This is a genomic window from Lactobacillus taiwanensis, from assembly GCF_017894345.1.
GTDB lineage: Bacteria > Bacillota > Bacilli > Lactobacillales > Lactobacillaceae > Lactobacillus > Lactobacillus taiwanensis.
Genome location: NZ_CP059276.1, coordinates 656,974 through 677,481, shown reverse-complemented (window position 1 = coordinate 677,481; position 20,508 = coordinate 656,974). Strand labels below are relative to the sequence as shown.

The window sequence follows — 20,508 nt, the reverse complement described above, 5'->3', positions numbered from 1 at the left end:
TTTAGAAAAACACTTTAATCAAAATAATTTGATTAATTCCCACAGTATTTTCATTAAAACACACCTTTTCTAATAAAACATAAGAATTAAAAAATGTACATACTTTTTTTAATTTAACACAAAAAAAGCAGTCAGTCTTCAACAATGAAAACTAACTGCTTTTATTTTGCTAATCTTAAAATTACTGTGAAAACAATCATGTCATCTTTATGACTAACGTGAATCTTACCATGGAAAGTTTGTACAATCTCTTGTGCCATTGCTAAACCAATACCAAATCCAGGCTTCTTTGAATTATGAGATTCATCTTCACGATAGAATCTCTCAAAGAAATGAGAATAATCTTTTCCCTTACCTTCTTTATAAGTATTAGCAACTTTTAAAATTGCATTTGTCCCAAGCTTACCTTTAACAAGGCTTACCCTAACTTCTCCATCTTTATCACAATACTTACGTGCATTATCGAGCAAAATATTTATCAATTCACTCAAGATATTACTTTCAGCTTTAATATACAAATCAGGCATAATCATCGCATTATACTTCAAGTCATTTTGTTGCATTACGGACTTAAAACTTGTAACGTTCTTTTTGACTATTTCAGAAAAGTTAACCCTATTTAAAACAACTTCTCCAGTTTCACCAGTCCTAGCTAAAGCAATTAAACGATTAATCAATCTAGTTAAGCGATCAACCTGCTCTTTTGTACTTTTATTCCATTCTGAATTATTCCCCAGTATTTCTTCCATTTCAGTATTAGCCGAAATAATTGCTAAAGGAGTCTTTAATTCATGTCCAGCGTTAGTGATAAATTCGCGCTGCTTACGATAAGTGGTAATAATTGGTCCGATTGCCTTCTTTGACACCAAAATCAAAATCAGAGCAAAAACAATCAAGGCAATGATTCCAAGTACAATTGATACCCTAACAAGTAAAGAAAAACGATGGTATATCAATGATTCATTTAAATAAACAATGAATTTATATCCTTCTTGACTCTTACCTACTCGATAAGCATATTGATTATTACCCATATCAATGGATCCGCTAGTTGATTTATCTTTAAAAATTTGCTTACTAGTTTTAAGAATCTTCGAGCGACCTACATCATACACGTTATCGTCATTTACAATACGAGGAGTATTATTGCGAGTATTAGCTACAGTAAAATAGCGATACTGAAAAACCGCTTCAGGATTATATTCACCAGATAAAAAATTTTTATTAATTGGGTCCTTTTGATTACCAAAAATTGGCTTAGCATTTCTAGGATTCAATTGACCCTGATTATTAACCAAAACTGTTAAAACGCGGTCAACCTCACTATGACTTTGTGTATAGCTAACCCCTAAAAGGGCACTTAAAGTTATTACTAGAACTAAAAATAATGCAACAATTGACATTCCAATAAACTTCCAGCGAAATTTTTGAATCATTAATCTCACCTACCTAATTAAGGAAAAACTACCACCTTTTTCACCAACGATTTGAGCTGTACTTTGAATCGATTGCAGCTTTTGTCTCAAGTAAGAAATATAAATCCAAACTATATCTTCATTAGCATCGTCTTCATCTTTCCAGACATGAGCTAATAAATCAGAAGTTGAGAACTCTTTACCTTCATTAAGCATTAAGTAATTTAAAAGTTGCGTTTCTTTACTGCCCAGACGAATTGAATTATGACTTACTAATTCCTGTTCAGCAACATTTAAGGCAAGATCCCCCACTTCAACTTCATTGGGAGTATATTTATCATCGCGTCTTTCTTTTGAACGCAAACGTGCAAGAAGTTCTTTTAATGAAAAGGGTTTGGTTAAGTAGTCATCTGCTCCACTGTCTAAACCAGTTACTCGGTCATCAATTTCTGCTTTTGCAGTAAGCATTAAAACATAGGTCTTATCTCCACTTTTGCGAATTTGTTTCAGCGCAGTGATCCCATCCATAATAGGCATCATGATATCTAAGACAATCACATCGTATGAATTCTTTTTAGCAAGCTCCACTGCATCTCGACCATTAAAAACTGCATCTACATCATAATTAACGCTCTGCATTGCTGCTACTAAAACACGAGATAATTGTTCTTCATCTTCTGCCAGCAAAATTTTCATTAAGTCAATCTTCCTCTCTAATCAAGTGACGCAAAGTTTGCATACTTACATCACAAGAAGCTAATTCATCTGCAACTCGCTTTAACTCTTTGCCAATCATTTCAGGATTCTTTATTTTGTGCTTATATTTCATTTCATGTTCTAAACTTGCCCAAGTATCCATCGCGATCGTTCTAAGCTGCACTTCGACAAAATAGTGGCCTGGAGTATTGCCTTCAATATCTTTTTCTGCTCGTTCCACATCTAAAATCATATGATATGAACGATAACCATTTGGTTTAGCATTTGTAATATAGTCTTTTTGTTTAACAATTGTTACATCATCCCAATTATTAATTAAGTCAATGCAAGTATAAATATCATCAATAAAGTTACAAACTACGCGAATTCCAACACTATCCCGATTTACTTTCAAAGCCGATTCAGGAGTTACTGGAAGATCCTTTCTCTGACATTTTTCAATCATGCTTTTCGGCTGCTTAACTCGGCCAATAAGATGCTCATATAGACTGTCACCTGTTTTTTCTTGGTGCAATTTGTTTTCAGTTCTAAAATATTCCAGCATCTGTTCAAGTAACTTATTTAAAACTGGAGTATAGCCTCTGTAAATATCCATATAGATCCCTCTTTATTGATTTACTAAATATTATAGCAGTCTATTCAAAATAATTATCAGCCAGTTACTTTAAAGAATTTTTGCTTTTTATATAAAATCCTAAGAAAAATACTAAATTCCAAATTAATAGGCAAATAGCAATTACTAAGTCAGATCCTATTACAAGCCATAAGTAACTTACTCCTAATGCAAAAATAAGCAATAGGTAAAGAAAGTCTCGAATACCAAATTTACACTTGTTTTTGTTATATACCTGATTTATCACTAATGAAAAATAATACAATGCTATTGACCCAATAATTAAGAAAAATAAGAAGTTTTTATTTATATTTCTAATTTGTAGGTAAAGAATAGTACAGTTGTTAATAAGATTGATATGACAATCACAACATGACTATACACAATACAAAACCTTTACTAATCTGATAATGATTAATTAACTTATCTGATAAAATCACATAGCGTGCGAACATTAATACTAAAGATAAAAACAAAAAACTTAATTAACTTATATCTTGCCTTATATTTGCCAAAAAATCAAAAATGCTCCTAGTCATATTGACTAAGAGCAAATTATTTAAGCTTAATTTTCTAATTCCACATAAGTTTTAATACTTTGTGACACTGTCTGATAAACTGTTGAAACATGTAAAGTGTGAGATAAGAAATCTTGCTTTTCTTCTTGAGACATAGAGCTATCAAAAGAAACTGAAATTAACATTTCACTAACAACGGATTTTCCATGGCCCAATTTGGTAGTAATTGCTTGTGTTGTAACTTTGAAATTTTTTACATCTAAATGGTGGACATTTGCAATCATCCCTGCAGAAATTGAAATACAAGAATTAACTGCTCCTGCCAAATACTCTACTGGATTAGGAGCAACATTTTTACCACTAGCTGATTCATCAGCCATGAACTTATGCTTCTTAGTTCTATTTTCGATTTGCCAAGGAGTATCTGTTAACTCACTTTTTACTGTATATTTTGTCATAATTATACTCTTTTCTAAATTAATCCATGTTTTACTAAGTACTCATGAGCTACTTTAGCTGGTTTTTCATGCTCAACATTAACCTGATAATTCATTGCCTGCATTTCTTGAGTTGTAATTTTACCAGCCAATTTATTTAATGCTTTTACAATTTGTGGATTTCTTTCTGCAAACTTAGCTCTCATTAACGGGGCACCCTGATATGGCGGGAAGAATTTTTTATCATCATCTAGCATTACCAAATTATACTTCTTAATTTCTGCATCAGTTGTATAACCATCAACAACATTAGCTTGATTATTAGCAATTGCATGATAACGAATGCTCGATTCTGTACTCTTAATTGAAGCAAAATCTAGTTTATAAACATCCTTCAAACCTGGATAACCATCTTTTAATGAAGTAAAATCTGGGTCAAAAGCCGCATGAACTTTTTTATTTACTCGATTCAAATCACTCATCTTAGTTAGGTGATTATCTTTTGCAAACTTCTGAGTTGTAGCTAAAGCATAGCCATTTTGATATGTCATTGGCTTTAAGTACTCCATATCAAATTGACTCTTTAAATCACTTCGAGCTTCTGCATAAACCTGATTTGGATCATTTCCAGTCTTCTTACCCGTTTTAACTAGAGTCTGCAAAACTGTTCCAGTAAATTCTGGATAAATATCTATCTTGTCTGTCTGGAGAGCTTTAAATAAAAATGTCGTGCCACCAAAGTTAGGTTTCAAAACAACTTTAGTATTCGGATCATTCTTTTCAATTAATTCCTTATACATATTAATCAAAATTGCAGGTTCAGATCCCATCTTGCCGGCAATCGTAATAGTTTGCTTAGGTTCAGCAACATTCGTGGAACTAGTAGTAAAGTGTGAATATAAACTGCTTCCACCCCAAATTAATAAGCAAAGAGCAATCACCGCACTTCCCCACTTTAAGCGTTTATTGTTTTTTGAAATAAACTTCAAAATCCCACTAAATACTAATGCTAATAAGGCAGACAAAATTGCACCCATTAAAACTTCAGTATTATTATTTGAATTAATACCTACATAAATATAAGTACCTAGTCCGCCTCCACCAATTAAGGCTGCTAGAGTAGCTGTCCCAATAATCATTACAAGGGCAATTCTAATCCCAGCAAAGACCATCGGCATAGCCAGCGGAATTTCTAAACGTTGTAGTTTCTTCCATTTAGTTAAGCCAAAAGCAGTAGCTGCTTCCTCTAAATTTTCTGGAATCTCAGTCAATCCAGAATAAGTATTTTGAAAAATCGGCATAATCGCATATAAGACTAGCGCAATAATTGCTGGAACTGTCCCAATTCCAACAAACGGTAACAACAAACCTAAAACAGCCAAGCTAGGAATTGTTTGAATGATTCCTGCTACCTGTAGAGTAAACTCTGCTGCCTTCTTATGTCCTTTCAAAATAAAGGCCAATGGAATGGCAATTACCATTGCAATTAATAAAGCAATAATTGAAATCTTAATATGAACAAGCGTTGTAGCCCAAATTTGATCATGTTCAGTTAATAACATCTGCCATAAAGATTTAATCATGTCCAGCCACCCACTTTAAAAAGAAATTCCAAACTCGTTTTGGCTCAATTAAAAAATTGCCGAATTCAGTTTCTGCAATAAATAAGGCATCGGGATGATTTGAACAATCTTTAATTAGATCTTCCACACTATCTACGTGATAACGAACTAAGGTGTCAACTTTCGGATAAAACCGAGGATCAACTCCCAGCTCACTCTTGAGCAAAGTTTCAAGATCAAGCTTTTGATTAATTCGATTTCCGGCAAAAAATTGTTGAACAAATTTGGTAGCTGGATGACGTAGAATTTCTCTAGGCTTTCCTACTTGCTCTAATACGCCATCATGCAAAACACCAATTGTATTGCCTAGTCGAATTGCCTCTTGCATATCGTGAGTTACAAACATTACTGTCTTGTTAAACTGCTCATGAAGATTCATTAGTAAATCTTGCAATTGTTTTCTTACAACCGGATCAAGAGCGGAAAATGGTTCATCCATTAAAACAACTTCTGGGTCAGCCGCTAAAGAGCGAACAATTCCAACTCTCTGTTGCTCTCCACCAGATAATTCATTTGGCAGGCGATCACAATATAACTTAGGATCTAAATCAACAGATTTTAATAATTGTTCTTGTTTCTGACGTCGTTCTTTTCGACTTACGCCCTCTTGTTCTAAGACAATAGTAATATTTTCACCAACCGTTAAATTTGGAAATAAACTAGCAGTTTGCAAAACATAGCCAGTTTTTTCTCTTAATTTGCGCAAATTATATTCTTTTATTGATTTATCATTGAGAAAAATTTTCCCTTTTGTCGGTTCAATGAGTCGATTAAACATCTTTAATAAAGTTGTTTTTCCACTTCCACTAGGACCAACTAAAACAAAAATATCTCCTTTTTTCACTGTAAAAGAAACATCTTTTAAAATTTCATGATCTTGATATTTCTTTGAAACATTCTTATATTCAATCATCATTTTACCCTTATAATAAAGAATTATTTATATTTTCTCACTTTTTATAAGAAGTTGGCAAAAAGATTACACTTTTTGACTAAAAAAGAAGTTATCAATATGATAACTTCCCTATAGTTTCTATCTAATTAGAATTATTTTTTCTTATTAGTATTTTTATCTTCATTTTGTAATTTTTGACCCATTGCAATGATGTACTTACGTAAATCATCTTTAATTTGTGGGTGAGATAAACCATATTCAATTGATGTTTCAAGGTAACCTTCCTTGTTACCAACATCGTGACGTTCACCGTTAAATACGTGAGCAAATACTCGTTGAGTCTTATTCATAGTATCAATAGCGTCAGTTAATTGAATTTCGCCACCACGACCAGGTTTTTGATGTGCTAAAATATCAAAAATTTCTGGAGTTAATAAGTAACGACCAATGATTGCGTAATCACTAGGAGCTTTATCAACGTCTGGCTTTTCAACAAAAGCTTTAACGTTAATCAAGCCTGGTTCAATTTCGTTATCTGGATCAATAACACCATACTTAGAAACTTCTTCGTGTGGTACAGGCATTACAGCAATAGTTGATGCATGAGTCTTATCATAACGATCAATCAATTGCTTAGTTAGTGGAACTTTGTCGTCCATTAAGTCGTCACCAAGCATTACAGCAAATGGTTCATCCCCAACGAAGCTACGAGCTCTTAAAATCGCATCTCCTAAACCAGCTGGGTGTGGTTGACGAGTGTAGTAAAGGTTAACACCTAAATTAGTAATTGATTGGGTCAAGTGTAAAAGCTCAGTCTTACCCTTTTCTTCCAAATCTTGTTCTAGTTCTGGGTTAGCGTCGAAGTGGTCTTCAATTGAGCGCTTATTCTTACCAGTAACAATCAAGATATCTTCAATTCCTGATTTTTTGGCTTCTTCTACGATAAATTGAATTGTTGGTTTATCAACAATTGGTACCATTTCCTTAGGCATAGCCTTAGTTGCAGGTAAAAATCTAGTACCTAATCCAGCTGCTGGAATAACTGCTTTTCTTACTTTCATTTTATTCTCCTCACAAAAATAAGCTTTCCATAATATATTTTACCAAACTTACGTCAACTTATTTAGGTAATTCTTTGTTTTTTCTAAAAATTCTCAAAATCGGGCTTTGACTGTATTCAATCTTCCTACCTTTTAGTTCATCTCCTGCTGCATTAATACAAATACCAAGTAATAATAAGAATGAACCTACGTTAAGCCAAAGCATAAAGATAATGAATGAGCCTACAATCCCGTAATTCTCCCAGCGTGTCCCAAATTGTCTTAAGTATAAACCAAAGAAATATGATAAGGCACTCCAGCTTATTACAGTAAACCATACTCCTGGCCAAACCACACGTTTTTGAACTCGAATATTTGGGATTACATAATTAATGTACAAATTCACTATCACTGTCATTAAAATTATGATCGGCCAACGATAATTTTCTAATTTATAAACCCACCATAAGGATAGATTAAAAATTGGAGCCAAAAATTCCATAATTTGTCTACCAAATGTGAAAATGAAAATTATTACTGAAAATCCAACTACTAAAATTACTGATAAAGCAAAAGTAAAAGTTCTGGCCAGTAAATAATTCCACCATGATTTTCCCTTTTCTTGTTTATCAACACCGTAAATTTTATTTGCGGCCAAGCGAATCGAATTAACCAAACAACTTAATGACCAAATTGCAACTACAATACCCAAAGAAATAAATCCGCTTGAATGCTTCTTCAATAAGGCATTAATAATCGGCATAACTAAGCTTGAAACTTGACTTGGAAAAATCAATTCTAAATAGCGAGCAATTGGCTTGGTATCAATACTAAATAAAGGTAAAACATTTCCAATAATAATTATGATTGGAAAAATACTTAACAATACATAATAAGCAATAATGATGGAATTTTGGTTTATTTCACCCTGGCTAATATATTTTGATAGTAATTGAATAAAATTTGCTGTACGGTTTCTAGTCTGATTGAGAAAAGATTTCATAAAATATTTTACTTATTAATCTTCATCTAAAAAATGAGGAAGATACTTTTCGTAGCCATCATATGGCTTTTGCAAAGTCAAAATCTTTGGACCATCTGGAGTGATAGCAAAAGTATGTTCAAATTGAGCTGACTTTGAACCATCTGGGGTTGCATAGTAAACCCAATCATCGTTAGGATCAGAAACAGTCTTTTGTTCAATTCTCCAATCACCACCAGCTTCGACCATTGGTTCAACAGTAATTGTCATACCTTCGCGTAAACGTAAACCGTGACCAGCCTTACCCCAGTGAGGCACTTCTGGGTCTTCATGAATAGATGGTTGAATTCCGTGACCAACTAATTCACGAACGTCTCCGTAGCCATTTTCATTTTCAACGTAGTTTTGAATAACGCTACCAATATCACCAATACGATTACCAACTACAGCTTGATCAATTCCCATGTACATTGCCTTTTTGGTAACATCCATTAACTTTTGATCTTCGGCAGAAATTTTACCAACACCATAAGTAGTGCAGGAGTCAGTTTCATAACCATCAACGTTACAAGTTACGTCAACGCTGACTAAGTCGCCTTCCTTTAAGATCTTATCTTTTCTCGGAATCGCATGAGCAATTTCATCATTTACACTAATACAAGTACCATATTTGTATCCTTCAAAACCTTGTTCTGAAAGACGACCACCATGTTTTTTCATAAAATCTTGAGCAAATTCTTCGATTTCCCAAGTAGAAATTCCAGGCCTAATAACATCACGTAAGCCTTCAAACATTGCTGCTAAAACGCGACCTGATTTTTGCATACCCTGAAGTTCACGTTTTGACTTAATTGTTATCATTAAAAAATCTCCTTTTTTAATATTTATATACTATTAGCATACCTTAAATAAACATAATTTAGTAGTCATTGAGAAAGTCTCAACCATTCATTATAAAGCTTTTCTTAAATAATTTCTCTTAAGATTTACAATCTACCCACCTTCTTTAGTATAATAGGAGAAAATGTTATAGAAAGAAGTTTTTTACATGAAAGCACAGATTGTCTTTGCCAGTATGACTGGTAATGATGAAGATATGGCAGAAATTTTAGAAGAGAATTTACAAGATGCAGGTTTTGACGTAGAAAATATTGACGTTAGTTTTGCAGATGCTTCTTCTTATCTTGATGCTGATCTTTGCGTAATGGTTACTTATACTTACGGCGAAGGTGTGATGACTGATGAATTAAAAGACTTTTATGACCAATTAGTTACTCTTGACTTATCGGGTAAAAAGTTTGCCGTTATGGGGTCTGGAGACAAAACATACAAAGATCATTATTGTGAAAACGTAGATGACTTTGAAAAGGCATTTATTAAGTGTGGCGCAGTTGAAGTAGCAAAACCAGTTAAAATCGAAAACGCTGTTGATGACGAAGATATTGATTTAATTGATCAAGCTACTGAAGAAATAGTCGAGGCATTTAATGACTAAAAATCATCATAAAAGAAGTGGGCAAAAGATTACCCAAGTCCAGTTACGAGAGCTTGGAAGTAAGCTTGTTGTCAGGCACCGAAACTTTTATGTTTACGTTATCTTTGGCTTCTTAGCAGCAGTTATCAATATTGTCTGCTTTCTTTTATTTCACAATGCTTGGAAAATTCCAGTAATTTATGCCAACACAATTGCATTTATCATTTCCAACTTGGCTTCTTTTTCTTTTAATAAACATGGCGTATTTATTCAAAATGTAGATAAAAAGCACGGGGTTGTCTACCAACTATGTTTATTTTTCATTTATCGGATAATCAGCCTGATTCCAGATAACTTAATTATGCTAGTTGGAATTTCGTGGTTACATTGGAATTCATTTTTCGTAAAAGTAATTGATCAAATCCTAGTAGGTATTTTTAATTACTTAACTACTAAATCGATTTTTCTTAATACTAGTAATAAATTTGCTAAAAAATTTAAAGATCATTTCAATAAAAGATAATCATATAAAAACTCCAGATATTACACAGTATCTGGAGTTTTACTTTATTTAAAATCTGTTGGCTTTTGATTATTTTCTTTATCAAAATAATAAGCAATTGCATCCATAATTCGATCAGAAGCCTTGCCATCGCCATAAGGATTTTTGGCATTAGCCATTTTACTATAAGCATTTTTATCTTCAAGTAGCCTAATCATCTCATCATGAACCTTATCTACTTCAGTTCCGACAAGTTTCAGGGTGCCAGCTTTAACACCTTCTGGTCGCTCAGTTGTATCACGTAACACTAATACAGGCTTTCCAAGAGAAGGTGCTTCTTCTTGCACGCCACCTGAATCAGTCATAATGAAATAGCTTCTTTTAGCTAAATTGTGAAAATCAACTACATCGAGAGGCTTAATCAAGTGGATACGTGAATCCCCACCAAGTACTTCATTTGCCACTTCTTGGACTCGTGGAGACAAGTGAACAGGATAGATAATTTCTACATCTTGGTAATTATCTACAACCTGCTTCATTACCTTAAACACGCGCCTCATCGGTTCTCCCTGATTTTCTCTACGGTGCATAGTAACTAATATCACTTTATTACCGGGCGTAATTTCGTCAAGAACATCATGATGATAATCCTTTTTTACAGTTTGTTTTAAGGCATCAATAGCAGTATTACCAGTAACATAAATATTTTTGGAAGAATGATTTTCTTTTATTAAATTATTCCTACTTAACTTAGTTGGTGCAAAATATAGGTCAGCTAAGTCATCTGTCATTTGACGATTCATTTCTTCTGGAAATGGGGAATATTTATTCCAAGTTCTAAGACCTGCTTCCACATGTCCTAAAGTTATTTGCTCATAAAAAGATGCTAGTCCTGCTGCAAAACTAGTAGTAGTATCTCCATGGACTAAAACAATATCGGGATTTTCCGCTTTAATTACCTGAGCCATATTGATCATTACTTTTGAAGTAATATCTTCTAAACTTTGATTTTTATGCATGATATTAAAATCATAATCAGGTTTAATTTTAAAAATATCTAAAACTTGATCCAGCATCTCGCGGTGTTGCGCACTGACTACCGTTACTTCATCAAAGCGTTCATCCTGCTTCAATTTTAGTACTAAAGGTGCCATTTTAATTGCTTCTGGTCGAGTACCAAAAACTGTCATTACTTTTATTTTTTTCATAGCATTATTTTCCTATTCTTCTTCGCTTATTATACTATATCTTAATTCAATTTTCTTTGGTACTATCTCTCTAATTACTTTATACTTAACTATATAACGAAAGCGAAATACATTATGTTTAGTTTTTTATCTTTAGCAGCAATTTTAATTACTATTATCATATTTTGTCTTGTCTTTCTATTAGGTAATTCCTATCCCAAAAAGACTAAGCATATTTTAATCAGTATTATTGCAATTTTACTAATCATTTTTCTTTGGGTGATTTTAGAATTATTTATTAATCCATTGAAATATGTTTAATATCAAATTAAAAGCATTACCTTGTGAGTTAATCAGGTAATGCTTTTTTAATACTTAAAATATCACGTGGAGGGGTCATTTGGGAAACAAATTCAATTTTTGCTTATTTTTAATGTCCCACAAATGGCTTTATATCAATATGACCCCGGTGAGATTCGAACTCACCTCTACGGTTTAGGAGACCATTGTTCTATCCAGATGAACTACGGGGTCGAAACCAGTTTCTACTTTACCATAAAAACTGATTTTTAACTATTAAAAATTTAATACTGTGGCAAATAAAAATTACGTTGATTATTATCTTGCTTGGCAATTTTATCTGCTGCAAAAACAAATGGCATCCAAATAAGAAGTGCAATAACCATATTAATAAGCGCTAAAACAATAGCTCGCCAGTCATAATTACATGCTAAAAACGGCCCAATAAGTGGCGGCATAACTGTTGGAACAAATATTTGAACAGGATTAACTAACCCTACCTGTGTAGCCCAATAAGCAAGCGATACATTTACTAATGGTGCTACTACAAAAGGAATCAAATATACGGGATTAAATACAACAGGTAAGCCGAAAATAATAGGTTCATTAATATTAAAAATCCCTGGTGCGACTGCCATCTTCGCTATAGTTCGGTAATCTTTACGTTTAGAAAACATTAAGATAGCAATAATCAAGACTAAAGTTCCACCCGCTCCACCAAACCATGCAAAAACATTAAAGGAATCTCGTACCCAAATATAAGGGACATGATCGCTATTTCTAACTGCTGTAACGTTAATGTTTTCTGGCGTTAGCCATAAAGAATCCATTACTGGGGTTAAGACACTGATACCATTGATCCCAAAGAACCAAAATATTTGAACTAAAAATGTAACTAATAAAACCACTCCAAAACCCTGTCCTAAATTTACTAAAGGTCTTTGGATAGTAGTAAGCAGCCAATTTCCAAAGTAGGTTCCCGTAAGGCGTTGAAAGGTAAAATTAACAAATCCAACGATAAAGACTGAAAGCAAAATTGGAACTAAGGTGCTAAAGGCAACCCATTCTGCATGAGGCATACTACTATCAACTTTTAAACGAATTCTCGCCTTATAAAACATAATAAATAGCGCTGTCCCAATACAACCAAAAATAATTGCTGTAAATAATCCCATCGTTGAGAATTGCTTGATATCAAAGGCATTTTTAATATCAACTACATCCCCATCAATACGTAGTTTTACCGAATCACTAATACTCATTGAAAAAGCAACTAAAGACGCAATTGAACCAGCAAAGCGGTTTACCTCGTAAGTTTTAGCTAGATGATAGCCCCAAGATATCGCAAAATATACAGCAAATAGAGCGAAAGTACCTTCCCAAACAATATTATCAATTGCCATTACTGGTTGCATTAAAGAATAAAAAGTATCCCAATGCATTTGCACTTTAGCTGCTCTAATAATGCTATTAAATAGCATTGCGATAGATCCAGCCATTGTAATAGGCAATAACGAAACAAAAGTATCTCGCATCGCAACTAACCAACGTACTTGTGCTAGACGAGACGCAGGTGGTAAAACATACGTTTCTAGCCATTTAACTAAAGATGACATTACTTATTTCCTCTATTCTTTCGAGGATGGTATCCCTTATTTTTTTTATTACGCCAACGTTTCTTCTTATGTTTTGATTTAACTTTGACTTCTTTAACTTTAGTTTTCTTTTCTTCCTTTTCTGAAAGTGGCTTCTCAGTCGTTAAGCTATAGCCTGCAAAATATGCTCTTTTAACTTCATAAGTACCATCCAACAATTTTTTAAGATTTCTAAAATCGTGATCGTCCCCCAGTGTCACAACAGTACCAGACTTATTCATTCTTCCAGTTCTACCGCTGCGATGAAGATAGGTATTAATTTCACTAGGTATTTCAAAGTTAATCACGTAGCTCACATCTGGTAAATCCAATCCGCGTGCTGCAAGATCAGTTGCAAACAAAAATTTAATTCGACCAGCTTTGAAATCACTAAGAATTTTTTCACGATTTTGTTTATTTGTTTCATTACTTAAAACTGCAAACTTGGTTTTACTGTGACTAAAAATTCTTGCAAATCTCATCTCAGTTTCTGTACTATCAAAGAATAAAATTCCTTTAAACTTATCTAGCTTTGCTAAACGTTGCAAGAATTGCATCTTATATTCATTTGAAACCTGCAAGAAATAATGTTTAACCTCAGATTTTTGTTCTAGGCGAACATCAATTAATAAAAATGTCCGTTTAAAAAGCTCATCCGCATCTTTAGTAATTTCTGATTCAGATGCTCCAAATAACAAAATCTGCGCAGTTGAAGATAAATTTTGTCCTAAAGAGCTTAATAAATCTAGCTTAGCAAATTCCAAAATATCATCTGCTTCATCAATTACTAAAGCATTAATATCCTGATACTTGATTCTATTTTCAGATAAGAAATCAAAAAATCTACCTGGCGTAGCAATTATAATATCTGGCTTTTCTTTCTTTAAACGTTCTAACTGCCTTTTTCTATTACCAGCTCCAACTAGAGCAATAGTTTTTAAACCTAAAGCTTTGGCATATGGCAACAAATTATTTCTAGTTTGAATAGCAAGCTCAGTAGTAGGCTCTAAAATTACACCTCTACCACCAATTTCTGCAATTCTTCCCATTACTGGCAAACCATAAGCTAAAGTTTTTCCAGTACCAGTCTTAGCTAGCCCAACTACACTAGCACCATTATAGATAGCATCGTATGTTCTTTCTTGAATTAAAGTTGGTTTATCTTTATGTTCTCTTTCTAAAACTTGTGTAATTGCTTGTGAATACATTCTAATTCCTCTATTGTACTTTTTGTTGTCCATATAATTGCTCATACTGCGTATTAGTGCCAATATAAGCAAACATGGTTACATCACGATTAAGATTATCGATATTTTTTACTCTTCCATTTTGAGTGTAACACCAAAAGGCATAATGACGTCTATCTTTTAAACTTGCTCCAGTATACAAGAATCTAGTTTCTTCTGGAAAATATTTATGATAGTGATAATTTCCTGCAATCATTACCCTTTTTCCTAAATTATTAATCATTTGAGCGAATCTACCCATGCGTTGCCAATAGGTTTTAGTTAAATTGCTAGTTGCGGGAACAATCATTACTGGCAAAGTCCCGGTATTAGTTCCCACCTTATTCAGAAAATATTGATATTGTTCTTCATTACTTGTTTCATCACTATAAGAAATAATCGTTCCAAAATTTAAATTAGTTCCCTGAAGTTGATCGCGGTAAAGTAAATAATTATCATCAAAATAGGACTTTCCTTGTGTCGAACGCAAATAAACGAAAGAAATTCCGTTTTTTTCTAATTTATGTAAATCAATATAATCTTTGGTTTGATCTAATTCAATTCCAAGTACGCTCATATTTGAACCACGGGGTACGGTCGTATTTTTCTGCATATTAAAATATCCCCATATTAAGCCCAAAATAGCTAATACGAGCAGAATAATAATACTTGGAAAAGTATACTTATGTTGATACCGATGCACGATCATCCCTCCCATAGCTATTTTAACGAACTTCTGCTTTCCATACCACTTTCACTGTAATTTAGTATAAAATGATATCAATAATATACTTATCGTTAAAAATCGAAAGGAAAGCAATATTGAAAAGAGAAATTAGCTTTGGACAGGCTCTAGCTACAGTTGTCGGAACTGTAATCGGTGGAGGTGTCTTCTTTAAAATTGGAAGTATTAGTCACGAGACGGGGACTCCATCCCTAACTCTTTTTGTTTGGATCTTAGCTGGAATCGTCTCTATTGCGTCCGGCCTAACGGTTTCTGAAATTGCTGCTGCACTTCCAGTTACTGGTGGATCAATAAAATATATCGAATATACTTATGGAAAAGTTTGGGGATTTTTATTTGGTTGGGCTCAAATGTTAGTTTACTTTCCAGCCAATATTGCCGCTTTAAGCGTAGTTTTTGGACAGCAATTCGTTGTTCTATTTGGCATTCCAACTAAATATGCCACATTAGTAGCATTACTGCTCGCACTCTTTTTAATGGGGTTAAATCTCATTTCAACTAAATTTTCAACTAAAATGCAGTCTGCAATGACGATACTTAAAACTATTCCAATTGCCTTAATTGTACTTTTTGGTCTCTTTAATTCATCAAAAGTCACTGTTAATCTTCTTCCCTTAAGTTCTGGTCATAATATTTCTTTCTGGACTGGCTTGAGCGGTGGTTTATTAGCTGCCTTATTTGCTTATGACGGCTGGATCAATGTAACAAATTTAGCGGGAGAAGTTAAAGACCCAGAGAAAAATCTATCAAGAGCTATTATTATTGGACTATCCGCAATTACTTTAATCTATGTATTAGTAAACTACGCTTTCCTAACTACTATTCCTTTTAAAGAAATTATTGGAAATCAAAACACAGCATACCTCGCTTCATTAAAACTATTTGGCAGTTTAGGCGGCAAGTTAATTACTATTGGAATTTTGATTTCTGTTTACGGAGCAATTAATGGATTTATGTTAACTGGGATGAGAATTCCATATACTCTAGCTAAAGATAAAATGTTGCCATTTTCACACAAAATCGGTCGAACTAACGTTAATACAGGCGTCCCAACAATTAGTGCACTAATTATTCTTGGTGTATCTTTAATCATGATCTTACTAGGAACTTTCGATCTATTAACCAATATGCTCGTTTTTGTAATGTGGACTTTTACAACACTAATTTCAATTGCAGTTGTAATTTTGCGCTACCGCGAACCTAAGTTAAATCGACCTTATGTTGTTCCCTGGTATCCAATCATCCCCATCGTCTCAATCGGTGGTGGTTTGTTTATCGTAATTAGTACAATAATCAACGAATTTTGGTTATCTATCACTGGAATTGGATTAACAGTATTAGGTTTACCAGTTTACTATTACATGAAAAAACATAGCAATAATTAAATAATAAGAAACATTAGAAAAAGGGTTGAAAATTCTCGCTACATAGCGAACAATTTTCAACCCTTTTATAATTCATTAATAAGTTTATCTAATTAACGATTTAAGTTTGCTTGGATAACTTCAGGTTTTAAAACTCCAACGTAAGGTAAATTACGATAAGCATTCAAGTAATCTAGACCATAACCAACCACAAATTCATTTTCAACTTCTGAACCATAGTAATCTACAACTACATCATCTTCACGACGCTCAGTCTTGTTAAGTAATGCGCAGCACTTAACACTCTTAGCACCACGTTCAATTAATAGATCTTTCATAAATTTTAAAGTATGACCAGTATCAACAATATCTTCAACTAATAATACATCTCTGCCCCTGACATCTGCTTGAACATCAATATCTAGTCTCACTTTACCTGTTGATTCAAAACCATCACCATAACTAGAAACATCCATGAAGTCATTTTGCATTTTTACATTCATGTGGCGTGTTAAATCAGTCATGAAGTAAACAGCACCCTTTAATACTCCAACAACTAATGGAAACTTGCCAGCATAGTCGTCAGTTAATTGCTTACCAAGTCTTTGACAGATTTCTTCAATATCATCTTGACTAAATAAAACACGATCAATAATGTTGTCAATATTATCACTATTTTGCATCTTAACCCTCTATATCTTCTACAAATGCTTTGTTATTAGTAGAATTATAACATTTAATGACTAAAAAAAGCACCTATCTTAGGTGCCTTTTTCCGATTATTCATCTTTTTCTTTACTATTTTGATCGCTATCTTGCAAATTAGCACTGTTACTATCTTTATCTAGCTTAGAAACAATAAACCAACGCATGAAACCTTGTTCAATATTCACTAGCTTAAAGTTAAAGCCTTCTAATTCTACAGACTCGCCCTTCTTTAAGTTAGGATAGTGTTCCATCATATAGCCACCGATAGTGATAATGTCGCTATCTTCAAAAGCCTTGAGCTTGGTATGGAAGTAACGTTCAAAATCATACAAAGTGGTTTTTCCAGAAACGTGGATTTCACCATGATCATCGCGGACAATGTATTCATCAGAAACATCATCAATCTCATCTTTAATAGATCCAAAGAGTTCTTCGTAAATATCTTTATCCGTTACAATTCCGCTCGTACCACCATATTCATCAACAACCAAAACAATTGGTGTATGCTTTTTAATCATTAACTTCAAGATATCTTGAATTAGCATTGATTCAGGCACAGTGATAATCGCTCTAATAATTCTAGTAATTGGTACATCAGGATTTTCTTGGTCTTGACTAACAATATCATAGGCATAAACATATCCAACGACATCATCTTTATCATTATCACGCACAACTGGAAAACGACTGAAACCATCTTCAATATATTTCTTTAAAGCAGTCTTAACATTATCAGTTGCATTCAACACTTGAAGTTGTGTACGGTCAGTCATAATATCTTTAGCAACCTTATCATTTAATTCAAAGGCACGCTCCATATACACAAGATCATCCTTATCAAGGGAGCCTCCTGTTACGGCATTACGTGATAACCGTAAAATTTCTGACTGTGAATAAACTTCACTCTCTTCATCTGCTGATTGCATTCCTAATAAATGAAGCAAACCATTAGCACTGTGGTTAAGTAACCAAACAAATGGATACACCACGGTATGGAAAACAGCTAACGGAGTAACAACTGCCATTAAACACTTAACTGGCATATCAATGGCAATATTTTTAGGAACTATTTCAGTTACAACAACCTCTAAGTAAGTTAACAATACAACACCTAGAGTTGCGCCTAATACTCCGCTCGTTTTTGCACTAAACCAAGGTGCCATTTTAAATACATCAGTCAATAACTCTTCAATCGTTCCTTGACCAATCCAACCTAAAATAACACCAACTAAAGTAGTACCTACCTGTGTAGTAGATAATGATTCATTTAAGTTATGAACCATGTGCAAAGCACGTTTTAATTTCTTAGGATTTCCTTGACCATTGGCCAGCATATCTTCTAGCTGACTAGATCTAGTCTGTACTAAAGCAAATTCAGCAACAACAAAGAAAATCGCAATTAAAAACGTTATGAAAATAACAATTAAATTAGTAGTTATAGTACTTGTATCCAAGTGATTTTCACCTTTTTTATATATTAAATAATTACATCTCTATTTTAGCATTATTTCTCCGAATCAGGGATCCAGTTTGCAACTAATCCAGGATGATTATAATTTTCCTCAATATTTTTTGATACTTTTTTATTATAAAACTCTCTAGGCAACTCCACTTTATCACGTAAATTATGTTTTAGAGCAATAAAACCTAATTTCATAAATTTTTTATTCCTTAATTTAAAATGATATCCTGTAAAGTACGCCTTACTACCAGGAATCTTTTTACAATCAGATAAGCTGAATTTCATCACCACATTATCTAATTTCACAAAGGCGTAGTAGTCATTCTTACCAAGATAGGTAACTTCTTGCTTAACTGGTATCTTTTTATAAATGGACGGCAAATGAGAGGGAGTATTAATATCAGCAATATATTTAAAGCTCTCTATTTCATCTGGATCATAGTATTTATTAGAGAAAATTTGAGCATCATATTCTCTAACCATAGCTGTCAAATAATGATTTTCTCTTACATATTCGGTTGATTCCTTATTTTTAAAATAAGATATCCCAAGAAAAGTTACCAAAACTAAAGTTGTTACACCAAATAAAATATAAGTTATTTTTTTACGTACACATAAAAATGGAATTAAACCAACAAATAAAAAAATTGTTCCTAAAATTAAAATATAACCTGGCAAAGTATAATTGAACCATTGATCCCAATTAGCCCATTGCTCTGGAGAAACTAATAGCGTCATCTTCTTATTTATCCTTTCTCTATTTTTATAATTATGCCATATTTTAATTTTATTTTAAACAAGTATATAAAAAAATTCCTAAAAAGTTTAAAGCTAATAAATTAGACTTTATCTCTTCAGGAATTTCAAATTTAGACATTCTTTTTAATTTTTAAAATTTCATCTAAAGACACACGTTTAGACTTATAGTTATTAATTGTAGCTTTTTTGTTAGGATATCCTAATCCAATACCAATACCAATTGATTCATCTTCTGGTATATCTAAGTACTTTCTAATTACATCCGGATATTTAACAAAAGCCTGTGCAGGCATTGTACTTAAACCACGATTATTTGCTGCCAACATCAATGTCTGAGAAAATGCACCAAGATCAAAAATTGACCAAGCTGGAGATTTTTTAGGTATAGTTAAAAAGACAATTATTGGAGCATTGAACAACTTTAATTGAGCTCGATCAAAATCATCTGATTCCCCACGTAAGAAATAATCTAAAGTTTCACTCATTGTTGCCATATTCTTACTTGGAAATGTATTCCATTCGACTTTTAGCAAAGAAGCAAAGTCTTCGTGTGGTTCTTCATTAGCTAAAGTCTTTTCTTCATGTTCTTGTCTTATTGCCTTTGCTACTTCACCCTCAGCCACATATATCCGCCAAGGTTGTGAATTAAGTAAGGATGGAGTTCTTTGTGCTTCTTCTAACACCTTAATAATAGTCTTTTCACTTACTCTTTGATCAGTAAACTTTCTTGTTGCATGTTCGCGTGCTAAAACATCTTTAAATTCCATCCAATCATCTCTTTCTATAAAATTCCTTACAAATAAAATTACACTTACATTTTACAAAACCATTATAACAACAAACAGCTTAGTAAGCATAGAGCGAATTTTCAATAGCTTTAATCAAAAAAGACCTAAACTCAATTAGGT

20 protein-coding genes and 1 tRNA gene are annotated in these 20,508 nt (G+C 33.1%); 3 read left to right on the top strand and 18 right to left on the bottom strand.

Translation table 11 applies throughout. From position 1 onward, the window contains the following. Positions 1-161: 161 nt before the first annotated feature. The 9 genes from H1A07_RS03230 to map all read right to left on the bottom strand — a co-directional run bounded on the left by H1A07_RS03230 (position 162) and on the right by map (position 9,100). Positions 162-1,436 (bottom strand): sensor histidine kinase, encoded by a 1,275-nt coding sequence (locus H1A07_RS03230; protein WP_210145335.1) that lies wholly within the window; start codon positions 1,434-1,436, stop codon positions 162-164. A gap of 9 nt (positions 1,437-1,445) precedes the next feature. Beyond that, positions 1,446-2,111, bottom strand: a complete 666-nt coding sequence (locus tag H1A07_RS03225) for a response regulator transcription factor (RefSeq protein WP_210145334.1) — start codon at positions 2,109-2,111, stop codon at positions 1,446-1,448. Positions 2,112-2,115: 4 nt separating this feature from the next. Further along, positions 2,116-2,727, bottom strand: a complete 612-nt coding sequence (locus H1A07_RS03220) for a GTP pyrophosphokinase (protein ID WP_210145333.1) — start codon at positions 2,725-2,727, stop codon at positions 2,116-2,118. A 583-nt stretch (positions 2,728-3,310) separates the two neighbouring features. Continuing rightward, positions 3,311-3,721: an OsmC family protein gene (locus H1A07_RS03215; protein WP_153939053.1), complete on the bottom strand. Its 411-nt coding sequence runs from the start codon at positions 3,719-3,721 to the stop codon at positions 3,311-3,313. 14 nt (positions 3,722-3,735) lie between these two features. Next, entirely contained in the window at positions 3,736-5,283 is a 1,548-nt protein-coding gene (locus H1A07_RS03210; protein WP_094499102.1) for an ABC transporter permease/substrate-binding protein, read from the bottom strand. Next, positions 5,276-6,238: an ABC transporter ATP-binding protein gene (locus H1A07_RS03205; protein ID WP_153939051.1), complete on the bottom strand. Its 963-nt coding sequence runs from the start codon at positions 6,236-6,238 to the stop codon at positions 5,276-5,278. The genes H1A07_RS03210 and H1A07_RS03205 overlap by 8 nt, the downstream gene beginning before the upstream one ends. 131 nt (positions 6,239-6,369) lie before the next feature. Next, positions 6,370-7,278, bottom strand: a complete 909-nt coding sequence (gene galU / locus H1A07_RS03200; RefSeq protein WP_057718951.1) for a UTP--glucose-1-phosphate uridylyltransferase GalU — start codon at positions 7,276-7,278, stop codon at positions 6,370-6,372. 58 nt (positions 7,279-7,336) lie between these two features. Next, positions 7,337-8,260: a YihY/virulence factor BrkB family protein gene (locus tag H1A07_RS03195; RefSeq protein WP_057718952.1), complete on the bottom strand. Its 924-nt coding sequence runs from the start codon at positions 8,258-8,260 to the stop codon at positions 7,337-7,339. A 15-nt stretch (positions 8,261-8,275) separates the two neighbouring features. Then, positions 8,276-9,100, bottom strand: coding sequence for a type I methionyl aminopeptidase (gene map, locus H1A07_RS03190; protein ID WP_057718953.1), 825 nt, complete (start codon positions 9,098-9,100; stop codon positions 8,276-8,278). 187 nt (positions 9,101-9,287) lie between these two features. Between map and H1A07_RS03185 the strand changes: the two genes are divergently transcribed. Both H1A07_RS03185 and H1A07_RS03180 read left to right on the top strand, forming a co-directional pair. Next, positions 9,288-9,734, top strand: coding sequence for a flavodoxin (locus H1A07_RS03185; protein ID WP_003649178.1), 447 nt, complete (start codon positions 9,288-9,290; stop codon positions 9,732-9,734). Further along, complete coding sequence (locus tag H1A07_RS03180; RefSeq protein ID WP_094499105.1) at positions 9,727-10,236, top strand: GtrA family protein; 510 nt, start codon at positions 9,727-9,729, stop codon at positions 10,234-10,236. Before H1A07_RS03185 ends, H1A07_RS03180 begins: the two co-directional genes overlap by 8 nt. A 44-nt stretch (positions 10,237-10,280) precedes the next feature. On the opposite strand, the gene wecB is transcribed toward H1A07_RS03180, so the two are convergent. The 5 genes from wecB to H1A07_RS03155 form a co-directional block, all read right to left on the bottom strand. Next, a complete protein-coding gene (gene wecB, locus H1A07_RS03175) occupies positions 10,281-11,423 on the bottom strand; it encodes a non-hydrolyzing UDP-N-acetylglucosamine 2-epimerase (RefSeq protein WP_210145332.1) in 1,143 nt (380 codons plus the stop codon). 440 nt (positions 11,424-11,863) lie between these two features. Beyond that, a tRNA-Arg gene (locus H1A07_RS03170) sits at positions 11,864-11,936 on the bottom strand. A 50-nt stretch (positions 11,937-11,986) separates the two neighbouring features. Beyond that, complete coding sequence (locus tag H1A07_RS03165) at positions 11,987-13,318, bottom strand: PTS sugar transporter subunit IIC (protein ID WP_210145331.1); 1,332 nt, start codon at positions 13,316-13,318, stop codon at positions 11,987-11,989. Further along, a complete protein-coding gene (locus tag H1A07_RS03160) occupies positions 13,318-14,544 on the bottom strand; it encodes a DEAD/DEAH box helicase (protein WP_210145330.1) in 1,227 nt (408 codons plus the stop codon). The genes H1A07_RS03165 and H1A07_RS03160 overlap by 1 nt, the downstream gene beginning before the upstream one ends. Before the next feature lie 10 nt (positions 14,545-14,554). Next, complete coding sequence (locus H1A07_RS03155; RefSeq protein ID WP_083486758.1) at positions 14,555-15,271, bottom strand: GH25 family lysozyme; 717 nt, start codon at positions 15,269-15,271, stop codon at positions 14,555-14,557. Positions 15,272-15,384: 113 nt separating this feature from the next. Here H1A07_RS03155 and H1A07_RS03150 point away from each other — a divergent pair, with 113 nt between their 5' ends. Further along, positions 15,385-16,692, top strand: coding sequence for an APC family permease (locus tag H1A07_RS03150; protein ID WP_210145329.1), 1,308 nt, complete (start codon positions 15,385-15,387; stop codon positions 16,690-16,692). Between the two features lie 92 nt (positions 16,693-16,784). Here H1A07_RS03150 and hpt read toward each other — a convergent pair whose 3' ends face one another. From hpt to H1A07_RS03130, 4 genes are all read right to left on the bottom strand, one after another. Further along, a complete protein-coding gene (hpt, locus tag H1A07_RS03145; RefSeq protein WP_210145328.1) occupies positions 16,785-17,354 on the bottom strand; it encodes a hypoxanthine phosphoribosyltransferase in 570 nt (189 codons plus the stop codon). A 96-nt stretch (positions 17,355-17,450) separates the two neighbouring features. After that, complete coding sequence (locus H1A07_RS03140; protein ID WP_210145327.1) at positions 17,451-18,833, bottom strand: hemolysin family protein; 1,383 nt, start codon at positions 18,831-18,833, stop codon at positions 17,451-17,453. Positions 18,834-18,883: 50 nt separating this feature from the next. Beyond that, entirely contained in the window at positions 18,884-19,579 is a 696-nt protein-coding gene (locus H1A07_RS03135) for a hypothetical protein (protein WP_210145326.1), read from the bottom strand. 131 nt (positions 19,580-19,710) lie between these two features. Beyond that, a complete protein-coding gene (locus tag H1A07_RS03130; protein WP_210145325.1) occupies positions 19,711-20,367 on the bottom strand; it encodes a nitroreductase in 657 nt (218 codons plus the stop codon). Positions 20,368-20,508: the final 141 nt, after the last annotated feature.